This is a genomic window from Alicyclobacillus cycloheptanicus (genome assembly GCF_028751525.1).
Lineage (GTDB): Bacteria > Bacillota > Bacilli > Alicyclobacillales > Alicyclobacillaceae > Alicyclobacillus_L > Alicyclobacillus_L cycloheptanicus.
On record NZ_CP067097.1, the window covers coordinates 3,155,407 to 3,170,964 of the forward strand.

Here is a 15,558-nt window from a genome sequence, read left to right on the forward strand (position 1 = left end):
TATGCTGGGAGTGTCGGGTGTGTGGCTGAATGTGGCTGGACTTATCCTGATTTTGATTGTCTTGTGTTACGCACTGATTCCTAATCTCCTGACCCGGGTGTTTCGCGTCGGGGCGGTGACGCGTGGTCCCGCGGAGCCCGTGGTTGCGCTCACGTTCGACGACGGGCCCGACCCGAACTATACGCCGGCGCTCCTGGACGCACTCCGTGCGGCAGGCGTCCGCGCCACGTTCTTCGTCATCGCGGAGAAGGCACTGGAGCGGCCGCACATCATCGAGCGGATGCGCAGAGAAGGCCACGACGTCCAGGTGCATGGGTACCGGCACGCATTTGTTCCATGGCTGACACCGTGGGCGGCCATCCGACAGGTGGCGGGCGCAGCAAGCGCGCTGAAGCAGCGTTTCGGGATTGTGACCCGGTTCTACCGACCCACCTGGGGCCTTTGTAATTTGGCAAGTTTTGTGCCGTGGTGGCGAGCCAGCCATCGGCTCATTACGTGGTCCATCATGGTCGGAGACTGGCGTGTGACAGAGCCGGAGGTGCTGCTTCAGCGCATTTTGAAGCGGCTTCGGCCGGGTGCCGTGATTGTGCTGCATGACAGCGATGAGACGTTTGGGGCGGAAGCAGGAGCGCCAGCAGGCGTCATTCAGCTCATTCCGAGGTTGGTGGAAGAAGTCCAGGCAAGGGGCTATGCGTTTCGCACGGTGGCCGAATGGCTGTAGGGAGGCGGACAACATGGCAAGACCGATGATCCAGAGGCTATGGCTGGCCTGGGAAGCCTTATTTCGGTGGTGTGCGCGCGTTCATCCCCTGGTGGAAGGGGAATCGCACCTGTTTCTGGTGGCGACTCGCCGCTACATGGGGCGTCCGTTTACCGTGGACGGGGTCCACGTGAAGCGGTTCGAGCGCGTCATCGAGCTTCATTTTAACAATGAGATGCTGCTTGAGGTCTTGCAATCAGAACACAAGAGTCTCGTTGGGAGCACCGTGAAGCTGCTCCGCGAAGCCAAGCGCTCACTGCCCGTCCTCGCGGCACATCTTCAGTCTGAGAAGTTCCAAAAAGAACGCGTGCTGTACGGTGTCACGTTTATTCACCGCGGCGTGCAGCAGTTTGGCTTTCACGTCATCCCGCTCAACAGTCAGTGGATTGAGCAGATGACGACTTGGCATCTTCGTAATATCTTCAAGGTCGTCAACCCGAATGCGGCTCAGTTGTTGGAAAACCACCCGGATGCGTTCGTTCCGAAACTGGTGGCGATTTCGAAGGAACAACTGCTGCAAAGGTACTTGCCCGTACAGACAGATGTCAGCCAGGCTTCGGATGTACCGGGCCACGCGACAGTTTGAGGCGGTTACAGTGCGTGTCTTGTTGCTGACAGCATCGTATGGAGACGGCCATCGTCAGGTGGCCGTCGCGTTGTCGCAGGCGTTTGCTCAGGTTGGCGTGGAGGTCGTTCAGGTCGACTGCATTGCTCCGGTGCGGGCGGGCCGGTGGTCCAGTGAATGGTTTTACGATTGGACGACGCGCGTCATGCCGGGGATTTACGGTTTCAGCTACCGGGTCACGCGGAACCTTCCCGCGCGGCATCCGCTGTGGCGAATGTTGTCCATTCCGCTCCGGCCAGTGGTCCGAAAGGCGCTCGAAACGTATCGGCCTGATGCGGTGATTCAGCTTTTTCCGGAGCGCGTTCTGCTGGACATGCCCGCGTCGCTGCGAAACGTCTGGACGGGGATGGTCATTACCGACTACAGCATTCACCGGCGCTGGTTTCACGACGGCGTCGCTGCCTACTTTGTGCCGGACCAACGGCTGGTGGAAGCGATGAAGCCGTTGGCCCATCAGGGTGCGGCTGTGTTGGCGACCGGGATCCCGCTGCGCGAACAGTTTGTGACCAGGGACACGGACGCGGACATTCCACCCGGGGAACAGCCGTATGTACTGGTGGCCACGGGCGGACGGGGACTGTTTCCGGACTTGGAACGCACCATCCGTGAAGTGGTCTCGCGCTTTCCGGATCATCGGATTTACGTCATGTGCGGCAAGAACGTTCAGATGTTTGACCGTGTCGAGCAGCTGAAGGAGCAGTTTGCGCAGGTGGTTCCGTTGTCGTTTCTTCACGAAGTTGCACCCTGGTATCGCCATGCGGCGTTCGCGATTGTCAAATCGGGCGGTTTGACCGTGAGTGAGTGTTTTGCGACGGGGTGTCCCATGCTCCTGTTTCGTCCTCAGCCTGGCCAGGAAGCAGACAATGCTTCCTTCGTCGCGCAGCTGGGTGCAGGACGGGTCGCACAGACGTGGGAAGAGATGCGGCATGCGCTGGAGATTTTCGCTCGTGAAGGGGAACGGGTGCGCATGGCGCGCGCGTGCCGCGATGCGTCGCATCCAAACGCCGCCGCGGAGGTTGCCAGGCATGTGCTGGCACAGCTGCAAAAGTAAGGGGTGCCCCTCGAGGCACCCCTTTGCCGCTACTGCATATTTTTCAGTTCGCGGTACTTGCCGGTGTAGTAGAGCAGGGGTTCGGCCTGGTCGTCGATGCTGGCGTGTTCCACAAGGCCGATGCAAATGATGTGGTCGCCGCCGTCCACTTCCTGGACGAGACGACATTCCAGCCAGCCGACGGTGTCTTTCAAAATCGGGATGTTGAGCATCCCCATGTGATGGTCGATCCCCGAAAATTTATCTGGATGGGTACTGGCAAAGTGGTTGGACAAATCAGCCTGGCCCGCTGCAAGGAAGTTGACCACGAACGCTTGGCTGCGGCGAAGGACATCCAGGGAGTCCGTTTGCTTGTCGATACAGATGAGAATATAAGGCGGATTCAGTGACAGGGAACTGAACGCCGTCACCGTGAGTCCGGTCTTTCGCCCCTCATCGGCAAGCGTGACGACCGTCACACTGCTGGCAAAGTGACCAAGCGCGTGTCGAAATGTCTGCGCATCCACAGGCATCCTGCCTTCCTCCTTTGCTGTCTTCGATGTGTGTATGCAAGCTGCGGCGGAAAGATGCCGCGGCGGCGCAGCGCGCGGGCTTAGGCCTGCGTGGGTCGCTGGAAGGTCATTGTCTTCACGTCGTCGGCAACCGTCAGGTCAGGCTCTGTGATGGACTGAATGTCTTCTACAGTATGGCCGGGTGCAATCTCTTTCAACACCAGCCCCTGTTCGGTCACGTCGATCACGGCATAGTCCGTGATAATTCGGTGCACCACCGACTTTCCGGTCAGCGGCAGCTGGCAGCTGCGAAGAATCTTCGGTTCTCCCTGGCGATTGACGTGTTCCATGGTGACGATGACGCGTTTGGCGCCGTGTACGAGGTCCATCGCGCCGCCCATGCCCTTCACCATTTTGCCAGGAATCATCCAGTTCGCCAGGTCGCCTCGCTCCGAGACCTCCATGGCGCCGAGGATGGCGACGTCGATATGACCGCCGCGAATCATGGCGAACGACTCCGCACTGTCGAAATAGCATCCGCCGGGCAGCAGCGTGACAGTTTCTTTCCCTGCATTAATCAAGTCCGGGTCGACTTCGTCTTCGGTGGGATAGGGACCCGTGCCGAGCATGCCGTTCTCAGAGTGCAGGAAGACATGAACATCTTCCGGGATGTAATTCGCCACCAGCGTCGGCATGCCAATGCCAAGATTGACATAGTTGCCGTCCTGAACTTCGAGCGCCGCGCGCTGCACAATTTGCTCTCTTGTGAGGGGCATGTGCGTTGCTCCTTTCTGCTATCGGTTCATCATCACGAACGTGTCATCCCTGACGGGTGGTTCGCTTCTCAATGCGTTTCTGGTAGGCGCTGCCCACGACGATGCGCTGTACGTAGATGCCAGGCGTGTGAATTTCGTGCGGGTCGAGTTCTCCTGGTTGAACCAGCTCTTCCACCTCGACAATGGTCGTGACGCCCGCAGCAGCCATGATGGGGTTGAAGTTACGCGCCGTCTTTCGGTACACCACGTTGCCAGCGGTGTCCGCTTTCCAACCTTTGATGAGCGCAAAGTCACCGCGAATCCCTCGCTCCAGCAGGTATTCGCGGCCGTCGAATTCGCGAACTTCCTTCCCTTCAGCGATAGGCGTGCCCACCCCGGCCGGCGTGTAGAAGGCCGGAATGCCTGCGCCGCCAGCGCGGATACGTTCAGCGAGTGTGCCTTGCGGAACCAGTTCCACCTCTAATTCGCCGCTGAGAAACTGCTTCTCAAAGGTCTTGTTTTCGCCAACATAAGATGACACCATCTTGCGGATTTGGCGTGTTTGAAGAAGAAGGCCCAGGCCCCAGTCGTCGACGCCGCAGTTATTGCTGACGCAGGTCAAGTCTCGGACGCCCAAGGTCTGCAAGGCTGCAATCAAGTGCTCGGGAATGCCGACCAAGCCAAACCCGCCAACCAAGAGCGTGGCGCCGTTCGGGATGTCGCGCACGGCGTCAAGCGCGGACGGATAGACCTTGTTCAAGCAAATCACTCCTTCATGGATTCGTGGCTACGATTATTACCGCACAGCCAATGTGGCTTTGCAAGCCTTTTCGTCACGATTCTACTTGAACGCCAAAATTTTGCGAGACTCGTATTGCGGCGGTAGAGACGCTTGATTATAATAAAGCAGGAACTTCAATCAAATTTAGCGTCCGAACCTCGATTCTGAGGACGGGGGACATGATTTTTTGGGGCGAATCCACAGTGCGATGATTCGACACGCAAGACACGGGTCGCCAGGCCTGCGTGTGACAGAATGCGTACGAGTGGTAGGGAGCAGCCACATCCCGAGTCCGTCAACTAACCTCGTAGGACCAAAGGGGCTACTATTTGCGTGAACGTTCGCGGAAAATTTCTCTTCGGTGCTTGTGTGTGCTTGGTCAGCGTTCCGACCATGGCGTTTGCCGCCACGAGTCAGGTGACCGTGAAGAAGGGTGATACCCTCTATCAAATCGCGCACGACAACGGAACTACGGTTAATGCAATCGAATCGGAGAACCACCTCAAGACAACAACCATCATACCGGGACAAATCCTCAAGATTCCAGTGGCAGCCGCGAAACAAAGCGCTGCGAAAACGGTCGTGAAGGCCACAACGAAGAAGACCGCACCCAAGACAACCACTTCGAGCAAATCATCTTCTTCCAAATCGGTTTCTGTTGCGCATCCGTCAGGGACAGTTCGCTACCACGTCGTGACGAGCGGGGAAACACTGTGGTCCATTTCGCAAATGTACGGGGTGACCGTCGCGAATTTGTGCAGTTGGAACCATATTTCGCAGAACGGTGTGCTGCACCTCGGGCAGAAGCTGGTGATTTACGGAGGCAAGAAAGTCGTTGCCGCCAAGCCTGCGGCTGCCTCATCCAAAACGTCTTCCTCGACCACGTCTTCCACGTCGAAGAGCCTTGGCTCCAGAAGTGAAACCCAGACGGGGGCTGTTGCAAGCGGCACGATGGGTGAAGAAGTCGTCTCGTACGCCAAAGAGTTCCTCGGTGTGCCCTACGTCTGGGGCGGTGAATCAGTCCATGGGTTTGATTGCTCAGGACTCGTTCAATTTACATACGCACACTTTGGTGTGAGTTTGCCGAGAGACAGCTACAGCCAGTATCAGAGAGGAAGCTCCGTGTCGGAATCGAACTTGATGCCTGGTGACCTGGTGTTCTTTGATACAGACGGCGCTGGTGCGTCGCACGTGGGTATCTACGTGGGCAGTGGTTCGTTCATCAATGCAGCGGGCAGTGATGTGCAAATCGATTCGCTGGGTGAATCGTATTGGAGTTCGCATTACATCGGCGCACGCCGGGTTGATTGACGTGTAAGCGGAGGAGCGTCCGCGCTGCAGGAGAAGGGAGCCAGCGTCATCGGCATGCCAGTCCGGCTCCTGTCAGCGCAGCGAAGAACAGGCTGACCTCGAACCTATGGATAGGCGGGGTCAGCCTTGTTTTTTGCACGATGCATTGACTGATTATGTCAATGCATGCACGGAAAGGTATCCAACTGTGCCGAGCACCAAAAGAATCGACAGGGAGACGCTGATGCGTTCAGCGACTTTCCAAACGCGCACCAGCTTCGATAATGGGTTTTTTACAGCAGCTTCTTCCGGGAACGATTCAGCCATTTCATAATCACCTCGAGCCCTCAAGTGCGGTACAACGGAGGACTTACCTTCACTCTACCACGAAGGCGTGTGTCCGGAAACCGACAGATGAGCCTCGAATGTGAAGGATGTGTAACGGATATAGCGAATTTTGTCAATTGTCTGTCGCGTGATGTCGACGGGATGGGCTTGCATGGATAACGGAGAGGACGAGTGCGAGCAGTCCAATGACCGCAATCAACAAGTACGCATCCCCGAAGGCGTGCACCATTTGCAGGGGTGTGGCATGTGCCTCGTTGGCTGCGCCGTGAACGGACAGGAAGAACTGATAGAACAGGCTGCCCAGTGTGACACCCAGACTCATACCAAGCGTTCTGGCCAGGTTGAGGACGCTGCCCGTCACGCCAAGGTGTGCACGTGGGGCGTGCCCCATGACACTGCTGTTGTTCGGTGGTGTGAACACGCCGAGTCCAGCCCCGACGAGGAAGAAACCAGCCAGGAGCAGCGGATACCCGCCGCCTTCGTGTACGAAACGGGCATCCGCGGCAAGGAGGGCGGAGCCCAGAATGGCAAAAGACATGCCGGCGGCGGTGAGGATGCGCGTGCTGAGGCGGTCGGCTAGCACACCCGAAATCGGTGTGAACAGTGTCATTCCGAGCGGGATCACCATCATGCACAGTCCGGCCTCGTAGGCCCGGATGGAGCCAAGGTGGTCGAGTTCGAAGGGGCCAAGCAGGGTGATGGCATACATCAGGGCGAACGAGAGAACCCCTGTGATGCTGCCCATGGCGATGGCGGCGTTGTTGAACAGGGACAAATCCACCATCGGGTGCGGGCTTTTTCGTTCCACCAGGAAAAATGCCACGGCCCCGACGACCATTACCACGCCGCAGGCGACGAGCCAAGGCGATGTCCATCCGTCGCTGCGGCCGGTGTTGAGCACGTAAATCAAGGCCACCAACGGCGGGACAAACGTGACGGCACCCAGGTAGTCAAACTTTACCCGAGGCATCGGCGGTTTGTCGGGCGGGAGCAGGAGGATGGCGAGGAGGGTGCCGAAAATGCTGATGGGTACGTTGACGAAGAAAATCCAGCGCCACCCAAAGAAGGACAACAATGCCCCGCCAATCACGGGTCCGAGACTCAGGCCAATGGCTTGGGCGCTGCCCTGAATGCCGATGGCTTTCCCACGGTCCATGGCGGGTGTCGCCGCGGTGATGATGGAGACACTGTTGGCCTGCAGCATCGCGGCACCCACCGCTTGAACAATGCGCGCCGCGAGCAGAAACGAGAGATCGAGCGAGACGGCGCACAAGAGGGACCCGGCCATAAACACCGTAAATCCGCTGGCATACATCCACCGGCGGCCGAACATGTCTGCGAGGCGCCCCAAGGGAATGATGAGCGCCGCCAGAGTGAGCAGGTAGACGAGGCTGACCCAGGTGATGGTGCTCATCGTCGCATGGAAGTCATGCTGGAGCCTGGGCAGCGCGATGTTGACAATGCTTGCGTCGACGGCCGCCATGAATGCGCCGATACAAACGGTCCCCACGACATACCAGTGGTAGGACTTGCGTTGATAGACCGCGGACAATGGGAGCCGCCGCTTTGGTGCTGCGGCGTATGAACGGCCGTCTGGTGATGCCACCGGGTGTGTTGACGACATTCGGCAATCCTCCCATCGCAAAGCTGCGTCAGGCTACGCTTCACTGCGCGTCAAGTTCACTTCGTACTGATACATCGCACCCACATAACGTACCTCCGAGAACTCAATGGGGGCGCCTGAATCGTCCCGTGTGGTCCGGACGATGACCAGGATGGGGTCTCCGGGTGCGACGCCGAGCCGGCTCACATCTTCTTCGCCCGCCAGTGCCGCGCGAATCGTCTGGGTGCCAAGACCGACGCGGATGCCATTGCGCTCGAAGAATCCGTAGACGTGGTCAAAGGACGATTTTTCCGCGGCCAACTGGGCTTCTTGGACATGAAAGGGTGCCACCAGCCATGACGTTTCGTAGAACACGGGCCGCCCATCCACGCGGGCCATCCGGTGAATGGTAATCACCTGTGTGCCGGCTGGGCGTTCCAGCTGCGAAGCTACCGTTTGACTCGCGGGTTCAACGCGAAGGCGCACAATGTCCAGCTGCACATCGGGATAGTGGCGGCGAAGGTCCTCCGCGAACCCGTACAGCCGGGAGGAGGCGTGTCCGCCGGAGCGCGCGGCCACAAAGGTGCCGCGGCCCTGTCTGCGGGTGACATACCCGCTCGCGGCCAAGTCGCCGACGGCGAGCCGCACGGTCGTCCGACTGACGCCAAACTGACGCGCCAGCTCTGGCTCCGAGGGCACGCGTTGATTTGGCTGCCACCGTCCCGATTCAATCTCGTCCAAGAGCGCTGCTTTTAACTGGTGGTAGAGCGGCGTGCTTTCTTTCATCTGCTGCGCCTCCATAGGTTGTAACGTTACTACAAGTTACGGTGCAATCTTATCATCGCGTCCCTGGTTCACGCAACCAAGGCTTGATCCGATGGCTGAACGGGCGGGATGCCCTGTTCGTCCGGGGGTGGCGGTCGCACGCGTGGAAAAGCCTCCCTTCCGTCATAAAGCGGACGGGAAACTGCTCCTTGCAGTGCGGCCTAATTCAAGTCCGAGCGTTCACCCGTCACGATATAAATCACACTTTCGCCGATGTTTGTGGCATGGTCGCCAATGCGTTCCAGGTAGCGGCCGACAAACGCCAGCGTCATGGCCTGGGAAATGACCTGGGGGTGTTCTTTGCTCGCGGCGAACAGCTCTTCGACAATCTTCCGGTAGATGCGGTCGACCTGGTCATCCGAAGACGCCAGCTTATTGGCGAGATCAGTGCTGTTCTCGACATACGCGTTCAATGCGTCGGAAATCATCTCATCGATAATCGCAGACATCCGCGGGATGTCCACGAGCGGCTTCATCAGTCGTTGCCCCTCGAGCCGAAGGGTGGACTTGGCCACGTCGACAGCCAAATCGCCCATCCGTTCCAAGTCGGACGCGATGCGCATGCCGGCGACAATTTTGCGCAGGTCTGTCGCAACCGGCTGCTGCGTTGCAATGAGGCGAATGCAGAGGTCCTCAATCTCGTTTTCCTGACGATTGATGCGACGGTCGCCATCGACGACTTGCTGGGCGGCAGCGCGATCGACATTTTTCAGTGATTCCACCGCGTTTCGCATGGCTTCCTGAACATCGCCGCCCATATGAAGTAATTTCAGCTTGAGTTCCCGCAGCGCGATGTCAAACGTCTGTCGTTGCTGCACCTGGTACCCTCCTTTGAGGTCAAGGCCTTCTACGTTCAGCCATTTCCTTGCGAATCTGGATGTCACACGCCGTTTGTCATCCGAACCGCCCTGTGATGTAATCCTCTGTTCGCTGGTCGGACGGCTTCGTGAAGATTTTCGTGGTGTCACCGAACTCGACCAGCTCGCCGTTCAGGAAAAAGGCGGTCTGGTCGGCGACGCGGGCCGCTTGCTGCATGTTATGCGTGACGATCACGATGGTGTAGGAGCCCTTGAGCTGCTCAACCAATTCCTCGACACGCAGGGTGGAGATTGGGTCGAGTGCCGATGCCGGTTCGTCCATCAGCAGTACTTCAGGTTCGACCGCCAATGCCCGCGCGATGCAAAGTCGCTGCTGCTGGCCGCCCGACAAGGAGACGGCAGGGGAGTTCAGCCGGTCTTTGACTTCGTCCCACAAGGCTGCCATGCGCAGGCTTTCTTCTACGCGCTGCTGTAATTCGTATTTGTTCCGCATGCCGCCCAGGCGCAGCCCGATGGCGACATTGTCGAAAATGGACAAGGTCGGAAAGGGGTTGGGCTTCTGGAATACCATCCCCACGACGCGGCGGACATCGACTGGATCCATCTGATACAAATCTTCTTCGCCCAGTCGGACTTCGCCGTCGACGCGCGCCATGGGCAGCGTTTCATGCAGGCGGTTCAAGCACCGGACAAACGTAGATTTGCCGCACCCGGAGGGCCCGATAATGGCGGTTGCTTTCTCCGCTTCAATGTTCATGCTGATGCCTTTTAAGGTTAACTGCGAACCATACCAAGCCTGTAAGTCGCGTACGGAAATGGATTTTGCCACAATGACACCCCGATCGAATAGATGAACGTAGTGTATGATATCGAACCATTGTAAATGTATTGCCGCTATTTCGTAAAGAAACTGTAAAAGTGAGGCTCCGTGCAGCACGCCGCGCCTCGCTGACATTCCGACCCTCCAGCGCGGTTTGCTTCAGTGTACCACGTGCAGACGCCCGCTTCCATGCGTTCGCTTGAATTGATAGGCAATGTCCGAACTTGTATAATTGAATAGATTCTGCTCGAGCACCACCTTTACGACGCAACAACGGTGCTCTGCACCCGATGCATGGGAGAGCGGCATCTACAAATGCCCTGAAGCATGGGACTGACAGAGATTGTGTGTTGTCAGATTCCAGATTCGATGCGTGCGGCACAGCGCCGGGCGGGTTGAACTGCGGCCGAGGGGCACCAACGGAGGGCTGTCTGTGGAGTTTCAGGAAGTGTTGTATCAGGTTGACGGCGGCGTCGCCACAGTGACGCTGAATCGGGCGGAAGCGATGAATGCGCTGACGCGGCAGTTGCGCAAGGACCTGGTGGCGGCGCTTGGTGAAGCCGCGGCCGATGCCAACGTCCGGGCGGTGTTGTTGACTGGGGCGGGGCGCGGATTTTGCGTTGGGCAGGATGTCAAGGAATTATCCGAAGATTACGCGAAAGAGGGCCCTGAAATGGGGCGTCTCGTCGAGACGGAGTACATACCGATTGTCAAGGCGCTGCGCACGATGCCAAAGCCCACGGTCGCACTGGTCAACGGGCCGGCAGTCGGCGGTGGACTGGCACTTGCGCTCGCGGCGGATTTCCGTGTCATTACGGAAAAGAGTGTGCTTAACCCCGTGTTTGTGAAGGTCGGTCTGGCGCCAGACAGCGGCGTGAGCTTTTACCTTTCCCGGATGATTGGCTTTGCGCGCGCCGTGTCCGTCACGCTGCGCGGACAGGGCATCTCGCCCGCAGAGCAGGTGGCGCTGGGGCTCGCGTCACGCGTGAACGCGACGCTGGAAGAGGCGCAGGCAGAAGCGAAGGCGCTGTTGGACGAGCTGGCGAACGGGCCAACCGAAGCGTACGTGCGCATTCGTCAACTGTTCGACCAAACCGCCAGCCTGTCGTTTGAAGACGCGCTGGTGGTCGAGAAGAACGTCCAGGACGACCTGGCGCACACGGCCGATCACATGGAGGCTGTTCAGGCTTTCTTGGAGCGCCGCCCGCCAAACTTCACCGGGCGGTAATCATCCCATTTGACACAATTCTATCTGACAAAGGAGTTCATGATGATGGCAGAAACGATGTTGCCGAAAGGTACGCTGTCTGGTCGGACAGCCGTAGTGACGGGCGGAGGTTCGGGCATTGGATTTGGGATCGCGTCGGAGTTGGCGCGGCTGGGCGCCACGGTCGTGCTTGCTGGGCGTAAGCAGGAACGGCTGGAGGCCGCGGCGCAGGAGATTCAGACCGCCGGCGGACAAGCGCTGGCGGTGCCGACGGACATCCGCGATCCGGAGCAGGTCGACCACCTGATGAACACCGCCGTGGAACAGACCGGGCGGCTGGACATCTTGGTCAACAACGCGGCGGGCAACTTCATTGTGGACAGTGACAAGTTGTCGGTGAACGGCTGGAACTCGGTGGTCAACACTGTGTTGAACGGCACCTTTTACTGCACACGTGCCGCCGGGCTGAAGATGATTGAACTGGGCAACGGCGGCCGGATGCTGTCGGTGGTGGCCAGTTACGCATGGACCGGCGGACCGCGCACCGTGCACTCCGTGGCGGCCAAAGCAGGGGTCATCGCGATGACCAAGACGCTGGGCGTCGAGTGGGCGCACTATGGGATTCGCGTCAACGCGATTTGCCCCGGTCCAACTGACACGGAGGGGGCTCGGCCGCTGTGGGCGGATCCGGAAGAAGAGAAGCGCCTGAAGGCCAAGATTCCGGTCGGCCGCTTCGGCACGGTCCAGGAAATGGCGCAGGCCGCCAGCTATCTGTTGTCGCCGTACGCGGACTTTGTGAACGGTGAAGTGTTTGTCATTGACGGTGGGGAATGGCTCGGAAAGGGACTGACTTCATGAGTGAACTGCTTGCAGGCAAGAAAGTTCTCGTTACCGGCAGTTCGCGCGGCATTGGCCGCGCGACCGCCGTTGCAATGGCCAGGCATGGCGCGGATGTCGTCGTTCATTACAATCGTCAAGCCGATCTCGCGGGCGAGGTCGCGGCGGAAATCCGCAGCCTCGGACGAGAAGCGCTGGTGGTCCAGGCCAACCTGGAATCATTAGAAGACATCGACCATATGTTTGATGTAGTGGAACAAGCCTTTGGACGTCTTGACGTCTACGTTGCCAATGCGGCGGCGACTGCGTTCAAACCGCTGATGGAAATGAAGCCGCACCACATCGACCGGACTTATCAACTGCTTATCCAAGGACTGGTGCGGGCAGCGCAGCGCAGCGTGCCGCTGATGGGTGACCGCGGCGGGCGTATTCTGGCTGTTTCCGGACACGGTGTTGACTTTACCTTGCCCCTTTACGGGTCCATCGGGTCAGCCAAAGGTGCGGAAGAATCCCTGATTCGCTATTTGGCCTACGAACTTGGACCGCGGCAGATTACCTGTAACGCCGTCGCGCCAGGCGTGGTGGACACGGACTCGGCGCGCTTCTACAAGGGAGATGCGTACGCAGAGTTCAATCACGTCGTCAGCAGCCACACGCCACTCGGGCGGCTGGCCACGCCGGAGGACGTCGCCGACGTGCTGGTCTTTATGGCGAGCGATATGGCGCGGTTTATCACAGGTCAAGTCATTCGTGTCGATGGGGGCCTGACCCTGACGTCAGGTCCATTTGAAGTCACCAAGTGAAAGGGTGAAGCTGGTGGACAAGCGGTTATCTCTGGAAGAGGCAGTGGCTGAAATTCAGAACGGGGATACGGTCGCCATTGGCGGTTCTTCGCTGTCCCGCAAGCCAATGGCGCTGGTCCGGGCACTGGCGCGAAGCGGCAAGAAAGACTTGCGCGTCGTCGTCGATGTCGGCGGTCCAGATGTGGATTTGTTGATTGGAACGGGATCGGTCGGAGAAGTGGTCTACGCGTTTGTGGGTTTTGAGGTCCTGGGGCTCGCGCCGCACTTTCGCCGCGCGCGTCAGAGTGCATCGATTCAGTTTGATGAATGGACAGAGTACACGGTCATGGCCGGCCTGGATGCGACCATCAAGCGTGTGCCGTTCCTGCCGACGCACACGGGACTCGGAACGGACGTGCTGAATGTGAACCGTTCGTTCAAGCGCTTCAAAGATCCGTTTCACGGCGAAGAACTGGTGGCGGTGCCAGCCATCAACCCGGACGTGGCGCTGATTCACGTGAACTATGCAGATGTGCTGGGCAACGGCGTGATTTTGGGCGACGGCCATGTCGACAGCTTGTGTGCCAAGGCCGCGAAGAAAACCTTCATGTCCTGCGAACGCATCATTTCGCCGGAAGAACTGCAGCGCTACGGCCGCGATGTCCAGGTGCTCCGCGTGCACACCACCGGTGTCATCGAGGTGCCCTGGGGTGCCCACCCGACAGGCTGTGCCCCGGACTATCGGGCTGACCTGCGCCACCTTCAGGATTACTTGACGTACTGCACGAAGGAAGACGGCTGGCAGTCGTACCAGGAGCAGTTCATCTACACAGACCACCAGCGGTATTTGAGCAATCAGGGCGGCGTCGAAGAGTTGGTCGCACGGCTGAAGGTATAACGTGGGTGACGATGCACTCGACAACCCCTGCAAGCTCGACACCCACAAAAGGAGGCGTTGTGAATGCCACTGGAGTCGAAGTACTCGGTTGATGAATTTATCATCACGGCGATGGCCCGGCAATTTTCCGGTGAGGTGTTGGTCAGCTCAGTGACGGCCTTTGGCGCTTTGTCGGCCCGCCTCGCGAAGGCGCTGTACGCCCCGGACTTGGCCGTGCTCGCCACGCCGGAGTCTGGAATGGAAGTCCTGCCCATGCCCACCCTGACCCTGGGGCAGTTTCTGACGGATGCACAAAGCGGCATCCCGCTCTCTATGGAAGAAATCTTCGACGCCATCTTCACCGATCGCTTTCGGATCTGGATTAACCCAGCGCAAATTGACCAGTATGGCAACACCAACATCACTTGCATTGGCGACTGGCATCGTCCGAAGGTGGCGATGGTGGGTTCGCGCGGCATTCCCGAGGATACGAGCCACTTGTCGCAGATTTTCTACTATGTGCTCAAGCACGAGCGCTCGGTGGTGAAGGTGGTGGACTTCCGCAGCGGGGCCGGCAATGGACCGGAGCGCGATCGCGATTTGGGAAGGTACGGCGCCCCGACGGTGCTCGTCTCCGACCTCGGTGTGTTCAACTTCACGGGGCCGGGCGGTGCGATGTCTGTGCAGTCCCTGCACCCGGGCGTGACGTTGGAAGAGGTCAATGAGAAGTCTGGGTTTGAGGTGCACGCCCCCGCGCAGATTCCGGTCACGCCCGAACCGACCGAAGAAGACATCCGCATCATCCGCGCCGCTGACCCGCTCGAAGTGCGGAAGTGGGAGTCTCTGTCGGGATCGCAGGCGGCAGAGCGGTTCGTCAACGTCTACGAACGGGAGCGCCAGACGCTGCACGCGACCTGGCCGCAGTTGAAGCGATGAGTCTGCAAGGCAAGCGGGTCTTGGTGACGGGCGGCGCGCGGGGCATCGGCCTCGCGACCGCAAAGTTGTTCGAGGCAGAGGGGGCCGACGTCGCCATCTGGGCGCTGCATCCGGAAAGCATTGAGGAAGTCCGGCCGCAGTTTCGCCGTCCTATCGTCGGACAGGCGCTGGATATCGGGGATTTTGATGCGGTGCGTCAAGCCTATCGAACCCTGCGGGAGGAACTGGGGCCGGTTGACATTCTGGTCAACAATGCAGGGTACACCCTGACCACGCGGTTCTTAGAGGAGGACCCGGCGTACTGGGAGCGGGTCGTCTCGACCAACCTGTGGGGGGTCGTCTACACGACCCAGACGGTGCTGCCGGATATGCTGGAAGCGGGCAGCGGGTCCATCATCAACGTGGTCTCCGACGCCGGACGCGTGGGCATGCAGGGTGAGGCCATGTACGCGGCGTCGAAGGGCGGCGTGATGGCGTTCTCGAAGTCGATTGCGCAGGAGTTTGCCAAGCGCGGCGTGCGCGTGAACTGTGTGTCACCCGGGCCGACCCGGACGCGGATTTTGGAGGAAAACAGCGAGCACGGCGATGCGGGGAAGCTGATTGAGCGCATGGTCCGGCGCATTCCGATGCGCAGAATCGCCGAGCCGGAAGAAGTGGCGCAGACAATTGTGTTCTTCGCGAGCGATGCGTCGTCGCACATCACGGGGCAGGTCCTGTCGGTGTCCGGCGGCCTGACCATGGTATAACCGCAT

18 protein-coding genes and 1 riboswitch are annotated in these 15,558 nt (G+C 59.2%); of the genes, 10 read left to right on the plus strand and 8 right to left on the minus strand.

The window, feature by feature from the left end; translation table 11 throughout:
- The first annotated feature begins 19 nt into the window (after positions 1–19).
- Genes JI721_RS14645 through JI721_RS14655 form a run of 3 tightly spaced genes read left to right on the plus strand, consistent with a single transcriptional unit; the run spans position 20 to position 2,436 of the window.
- On the plus strand, positions 20–721 hold the full coding sequence (locus JI721_RS14645) for a polysaccharide deacetylase family protein (protein WP_274455596.1): 702 nt from the start codon (positions 20–22) through the stop codon (positions 719–721).
- Positions 722–734: 13 nt separating this feature from the next.
- Positions 735–1,346, plus strand: a complete 612-nt coding sequence (locus JI721_RS14650; protein WP_274455597.1) for a YkoP family protein — start codon at positions 735–737, stop codon at positions 1,344–1,346.
- A gap of 10 nt (positions 1,347–1,356) precedes the next feature.
- Positions 1,357–2,436 (plus strand): MGDG synthase family glycosyltransferase, encoded by a 1,080-nt coding sequence (locus tag JI721_RS14655; protein ID WP_274455598.1) that lies wholly within the window; start codon positions 1,357–1,359, stop codon positions 2,434–2,436.
- A gap of 29 nt (positions 2,437–2,465) precedes the next feature.
- Here JI721_RS14655 and JI721_RS14660 read toward each other — a convergent pair whose 3' ends face one another.
- The 3 genes from JI721_RS14660 to JI721_RS14670 form a co-directional block, all read right to left on the minus strand.
- A complete protein-coding gene (locus tag JI721_RS14660) occupies positions 2,466–2,948 on the minus strand; it encodes a flavin reductase family protein (protein ID WP_274455599.1) in 483 nt (160 codons plus the stop codon).
- A gap of 80 nt (positions 2,949–3,028) precedes the next feature.
- The gene (locus JI721_RS14665) at positions 3,029–3,703 is read right to left on the minus strand and encodes a CoA transferase subunit B (RefSeq protein WP_274455600.1); all 675 of its coding nucleotides are present in this window, start codon (positions 3,701–3,703) and stop codon (positions 3,029–3,031) included.
- A 43-nt stretch (positions 3,704–3,746) separates the two neighbouring features.
- A complete protein-coding gene (locus tag JI721_RS14670) occupies positions 3,747–4,442 on the minus strand; it encodes a CoA transferase subunit A (protein WP_274455601.1) in 696 nt (231 codons plus the stop codon).
- Positions 4,443–4,602: 160 nt separating this feature from the next.
- A riboswitch (cyclic di-AMP (ydaO/yuaA leader) is annotated at positions 4,603–4,792 on the plus strand.
- 4 nt (positions 4,793–4,796) lie between these two features.
- Between JI721_RS14670 and JI721_RS14675 the strand changes: the two genes are divergently transcribed.
- Positions 4,797–5,774, plus strand: coding sequence for a C40 family peptidase (locus JI721_RS14675; protein WP_274455602.1), 978 nt, complete (start codon positions 4,797–4,799; stop codon positions 5,772–5,774).
- 153 nt (positions 5,775–5,927) lie between these two features.
- Here JI721_RS14675 and JI721_RS14680 read toward each other — a convergent pair whose 3' ends face one another.
- The 5 genes from JI721_RS14680 to pstB form a co-directional block, all read right to left on the minus strand.
- The gene (locus JI721_RS14680; RefSeq protein ID WP_274455603.1) at positions 5,928–6,080 is read right to left on the minus strand and encodes a hypothetical protein; all 153 of its coding nucleotides are present in this window, start codon (positions 6,078–6,080) and stop codon (positions 5,928–5,930) included.
- 133 nt (positions 6,081–6,213) lie between these two features.
- The gene (locus tag JI721_RS14685) at positions 6,214–7,725 is read right to left on the minus strand and encodes an MFS transporter (protein ID WP_274455604.1); all 1,512 of its coding nucleotides are present in this window, start codon (positions 7,723–7,725) and stop codon (positions 6,214–6,216) included.
- Positions 7,726–7,758: 33 nt separating this feature from the next.
- Positions 7,759–8,490: a GntR family transcriptional regulator gene (locus JI721_RS14690; RefSeq protein WP_274455605.1), complete on the minus strand. Its 732-nt coding sequence runs from the start codon at positions 8,488–8,490 to the stop codon at positions 7,759–7,761.
- Between the two features lie 200 nt (positions 8,491–8,690).
- Positions 8,691–9,347 (minus strand): phosphate signaling complex protein PhoU, encoded by a 657-nt coding sequence (phoU, locus tag JI721_RS14695; protein ID WP_274455606.1) that lies wholly within the window; start codon positions 9,345–9,347, stop codon positions 8,691–8,693.
- Positions 9,348–9,423: 76 nt separating this feature from the next.
- Positions 9,424–10,176, minus strand: a complete 753-nt coding sequence (gene pstB, locus JI721_RS14700) for a phosphate ABC transporter ATP-binding protein PstB (protein ID WP_274455607.1) — start codon at positions 10,174–10,176, stop codon at positions 9,424–9,426.
- Between the two features lie 424 nt (positions 10,177–10,600).
- On the opposite strand from pstB, the gene JI721_RS14705 reads away from it, so the two are divergent.
- The 6 genes from JI721_RS14705 (at position 10,601) to JI721_RS14730 (ending at position 15,552) form a co-directional block, all read left to right on the plus strand.
- Positions 10,601–11,395 (plus strand): enoyl-CoA hydratase-related protein, encoded by a 795-nt coding sequence (locus JI721_RS14705; protein ID WP_274455608.1) that lies wholly within the window; start codon positions 10,601–10,603, stop codon positions 11,393–11,395.
- Positions 11,396–11,440: 45 nt separating this feature from the next.
- A complete protein-coding gene (locus tag JI721_RS14710; RefSeq protein ID WP_274455609.1) occupies positions 11,441–12,232 on the plus strand; it encodes an SDR family oxidoreductase in 792 nt (263 codons plus the stop codon).
- Positions 12,229–13,014, plus strand: a complete 786-nt coding sequence (locus tag JI721_RS14715) for an SDR family oxidoreductase (protein WP_274455610.1) — start codon at positions 12,229–12,231, stop codon at positions 13,012–13,014. The genes JI721_RS14710 and JI721_RS14715 overlap by 4 nt, the downstream gene beginning before the upstream one ends.
- A 13-nt stretch (positions 13,015–13,027) precedes the next feature.
- A complete protein-coding gene (locus tag JI721_RS14720; RefSeq protein WP_274455611.1) occupies positions 13,028–13,891 on the plus strand; it encodes a CoA transferase subunit A in 864 nt (287 codons plus the stop codon).
- A gap of 63 nt (positions 13,892–13,954) precedes the next feature.
- Complete coding sequence (locus JI721_RS14725; RefSeq protein WP_274455612.1) at positions 13,955–14,806, plus strand: CoA-transferase; 852 nt, start codon at positions 13,955–13,957, stop codon at positions 14,804–14,806.
- A complete protein-coding gene (locus JI721_RS14730; protein WP_274455613.1) occupies positions 14,803–15,552 on the plus strand; it encodes an SDR family NAD(P)-dependent oxidoreductase in 750 nt (249 codons plus the stop codon). The genes JI721_RS14725 and JI721_RS14730 overlap by 4 nt, the downstream gene beginning before the upstream one ends.
- Positions 15,553–15,558 lie beyond the last annotated feature (6 nt).

What these genes read in the sequence shown, in the direction of transcription:
- JI721_RS14650 (WP_274455597.1), top strand. Translation starts at nt 735, where the DNA reads ATGGCAAGACCGATGATCCAGAGGCTATGGCTGGCCTGGGAAGCCTTA.
- JI721_RS14690 (WP_274455605.1), bottom strand. Translation starts at nt 8,490, where the DNA reads ATGAAAGAAAGCACGCCGCTCTACCACCAGTTAAAAGCAGCGCTCTTG.
- JI721_RS14665 (WP_274455600.1), bottom strand. Translation starts at nt 3,703, where the DNA reads ATGCCCCTCACAAGAGAGCAAATTGTGCAGCGCGCGGCGCTCGAAGTT.
- JI721_RS14725 (WP_274455612.1), top strand. Translation starts at nt 13,955, where the DNA reads ATGCCACTGGAGTCGAAGTACTCGGTTGATGAATTTATCATCACGGCG.
- JI721_RS14730 (WP_274455613.1), top strand. Translation starts at nt 14,803, where the DNA reads ATGAGTCTGCAAGGCAAGCGGGTCTTGGTGACGGGCGGCGCGCGGGGC.
- JI721_RS14660 (WP_274455599.1), bottom strand. Translation starts at nt 2,948, where the DNA reads ATGCCTGTGGATGCGCAGACATTTCGACACGCGCTTGGTCACTTTGCC.
- JI721_RS14715 (WP_274455610.1), top strand. Translation starts at nt 12,229, where the DNA reads ATGAGTGAACTGCTTGCAGGCAAGAAAGTTCTCGTTACCGGCAGTTCG.
- JI721_RS14710 (WP_274455609.1), top strand. Translation starts at nt 11,441, where the DNA reads ATGGCAGAAACGATGTTGCCGAAAGGTACGCTGTCTGGTCGGACAGCC.
- JI721_RS14680 (WP_274455603.1), bottom strand. Translation starts at nt 6,080, where the DNA reads ATGGCTGAATCGTTCCCGGAAGAAGCTGCTGTAAAAAACCCATTATCG.
- JI721_RS14685 (WP_274455604.1), bottom strand. Translation starts at nt 7,725, where the DNA reads ATGTCGTCAACACACCCGGTGGCATCACCAGACGGCCGTTCATACGCC.